This window comes from Candidatus Binatia bacterium, assembly GCA_036382395.1.
Lineage (GTDB): Bacteria > Desulfobacterota > Binatia > HRBIN30 > HRBIN30 > JAGDMS01.
The window spans coordinates 1-1977 of sequence record DASVHW010000206.1 but is presented as its reverse complement, the minus strand read 5'-3'; the positions used below and the strand labels follow the sequence as shown (position 1 = coordinate 1977).

General features: G+C 61.7%; 1 protein-coding gene. It reads right to left on the bottom strand.

Annotated elements, in window-relative coordinates:
- Positions 1-426 precede the first annotated feature (426 nt).
- Entirely contained in the window at positions 427-1845 is a 1419-nt protein-coding gene (locus VF515_09395; protein HEX7407848.1) for an alpha-L-fucosidase, read from the bottom strand.
- Between the last annotated feature and the right edge of the window lie 132 nt (positions 1846-1977).

Below are 1977 nucleotides of genomic sequence, written 5' to 3'. Positions count from 1 at the left end.
CAGGCCCGTTCTCCCATGAGCCAGTTCTCGCATGCCACGGCGCTCCATTGTCGAGCGGCTCATCGCTGCAGGCTAGGCAATTTAGAAACTCATGTAGAGTGCGTACCGCGTCCCCGCCACTGGGGCGGTTCTTTTGAACTACTAAACCGGCGGAAATGCTGCTGTTTTATTCCGGCGCTGACACTGAAAGGCCCGGCACCGAAAGTTCGGCTTGTCCTCGTTTTGCCAGGTGTGGCCGAGCATGGTTGTGTAGACGCGCCCGCGGCCGTAGCTGCGCACCCAGTCCATTGGTTCGTTCTCATTCACGTCTCTGGACCAGGCGTAGGTGAGAATCGTGAGGCCGGCGGCTGGACCGTGCTGCCCGTATTGGCCGCGGCGCTCCAGGCGCGAGGTTCGAGCGCAGGGTAAAAGTCCGCGTGGTCTTCGCTAGTCCAGCGCGCGGGGAGCCGGCGTGATTCGCAGGCCCATGGCGTACGGTCCCGGGGTCTGGCCGATGTTCACCAACACGTCCCGGCCCTGCTGCTCCCACTTGGTGTCGGCGCCAGCGCCCAGCACTCGCACCGCCGTGCCTTCCGACGCGACGACGCCGGGAAGGGTGACCCGCGGCGCCTCGGGACGTTCCAGGAAGAACGCATAGAGGGAGTCGCCCTTGTGGGTGAAGCGCACCTGCGGTCCGCTGGCGGCGGGAGGGGATGCTCGTACCCACGGATGAGTGTCGAAAATGCCCTCTCCGTTCACCGCGAGCCAGTCGCCGAGCTTATGTAGCCGATCCAGCTGGATCTCGGAGATGGAGCCGTCAGGCTTCGGACCGACATTCAACAGCAGGTTGCCATTCTTGCTGACGATGTCCACGAGCAGGGCGATCAGCTTATCGGCGGCAATCACCTGCTCGGGGCCCTCGACCTGGTTGTATCCGAAGCTGAAGCCGAGGCCGCGGCAGGATTCCCATTTCTTTTCGGTGATCTTGTCGTACTTGGCATATTCGGGCGTGGTGAAGTCCGCGAACTCGACGCCAAACCGGTTATCGATCACGCCGTCGGGAACGGTATTGTAGAACTGTGCAAACAACTGGGGAAGCTTCCCGGCCTTGGGGTAATCGATGTCGTTCCACATGACGGCGGGCCGATAACGCTCGATCAGTTCGCGCCAGTGCGCGTCGGCGTATTGCGCGTACTCCTCCGACTGCGGAACCCTGGCGCGGATATCGGCAAAATTGCGGATTGGTTCACTGGTAAACGTCCAATCCAGGCCGCCGGAGTAGTATGTGCCCATCTTCATGCCTTTGCCGCGCACAGCGGCGGCCAGATCGCCGACGAGGTCGCGGGTTGTCGAGAGGCCGGGGTGACGCGGGTTCTTCACGCGACTGGGAAACAGCGTGAAGCCGTCGTGATGCTTGGTTGTGAGCACCACATAGCGGGCGCCGGCGCCATGAAATAGCGAGGCCATGACATTCGGGTCCCAGGCGGCCACGGCTTTGTTGAACATCGGCCTGAAATTGTAGTAGTCGAAATCCTTGCCGTACGTCTCGGCGTGGTGTTTCGCCGTGGGCGAACCGGCGATTCGCAACGTGTTCAGGTACCACTCGGCATAGGGGTTATCGATGAACCATTTGCCCGGCTCGACCTTGCCCAGTTCTCCAGTGGGCACAGCCCAAGCGGGCACGGAGTACAGACCCCAATGAACGAAGATGCCGAACTTGGCGTTGCGATACCAGTCCGGAACCGGGTGAGTCTTCAGCGAGGCCCAGGTGGGTTCATATGGGGCGGAACCCTGCGCGAAGAGGCCACGGCAGAGGGCACCGGAGGCAACCCCAAGCGCAGCGCGATGAAATGCTCGTCTATTCATATTCACTTCCCGGTGGGCGTGATCCTAAACGCCCAGGCATACTCTCCGGTTCGCGCGGCGGGCAGTTCGATCTTCAAACCGTCATTATCGCGCGTCCATTTCAGCTTGTCGCTGGAGCCGAGCAGTTGAACG